The sequence below is a fragment of the Paenarthrobacter sp. NPDC089307 genome, assembly GCF_040685055.1.
GTDB lineage: Bacteria > Actinomycetota > Actinomycetes > Actinomycetales > Micrococcaceae > Arthrobacter.
The window spans coordinates 1-1,021 of the sequence record NZ_JBFBHE010000014.1 but is presented as its reverse complement, the minus strand read 5'-3'; the positions used below and the strand labels follow the sequence as shown (position 1 = coordinate 1,021).

1 protein-coding gene is annotated in these 1,021 nt (G+C 62.9%); it reads right to left on the bottom strand.

Going from position 1 to position 1,021, the window contains the following annotated elements; all coding sequences use genetic code 11:
- Positions 1 to 262: 262 nt before the first annotated feature.
- Positions 263 to 856: an HhH-GPD-type base excision DNA repair protein gene (locus tag AB0N72_RS20210; protein ID WP_364081417.1), complete on the bottom strand. Its 594-nt coding sequence runs from the start codon at positions 854 to 856 to the stop codon at positions 263 to 265.
- Between the last annotated feature and the right edge of the window lie 165 nt (positions 857 to 1,021).

Below are 1,021 nucleotides of genomic sequence, written 5' to 3'. Positions count from 1 at the left end.
ACCCGGGAGGGTGTGGGAGAGTAGGACACCGCCGGACACACATTAGCAAGAGCCCCGACCACACGGTCGGGGCTCTTCGCACTTAAAACAACACCCGGAAACCAGAACACCACCCAAACAACCAACCAGCCACTACCGCCGTCGCTCGTGCCAACGACTGGTGTTGGCTTCCCGGCTTAATGACTCGTAGGGGTCTTCTGTGGGATTTCCCACCAGGCCGCCCGTTCCCGTTGGGTGTGTTCTTCCGACCGAAGGCGGGCCGCTACGAGGTGGCAGTCTTGGCCGTCTTGGCAGCGGCTTTTGCGGCTTGTTTGCTGGCGCGGACTTTGACGAGGGAGTCCGGGCCGATGATGTCGGCGACGGAGAGGTAGGTCCCGTCCTGACCGTAGGGGGAGGCCGCTTCCCGCCAACCTGGAGCTGTCAGGCCGTACTGTTTGCCGAGCAGCGCCAGGAAGATTTTGGCTTTTTGTTCTCCGTAGCCGGGTAATGCCTGAAGTCTGCGGAGCACTTCGGGGCCGTCCGGGTTTCCCTTGGTCCAGATAGCCGCTGCGTTGCCGTCCCAGTCGTTGTGTACGGTGGCGGCGAGGGCTTGGACCCTGCCGGCCATGGAGCCCGGGAAGCGGTGCACGGCAGGTTTGTCCTTGAAGAGCTCGACGAAGCTCTGCGGGTCCTGTTCTGCGAGAACTCCAGGGTCCAAGGTTCCGAGCCGGCTGCGGATCTTCTCGGGGCCAGCGAATGCCGATTCCATAGTGACTTGTTGGTCCAGGAGCATGCCGGTGAGCAAGGCAAAAGGATCCTCGCTGAGCAGCTGGTCCGCGGCGGCGTCGCCGGTGATGTGCAGTTCCATGCCTCCCATCCTGCCACCGGCCCGGCCCCGGGTCACGGTTGTGTTCGACGGCGGTTGGTTGGGTTTTTGGGGGTGTGTGGGGGTGGGGTTTGGGGTGGATTTGCGTTGGGGGTGTGGGGCGTGTATTGTTTTCTGAGTCGCCGGGTGCGAAACGGAAAGCCGGAAGGTGTGTAC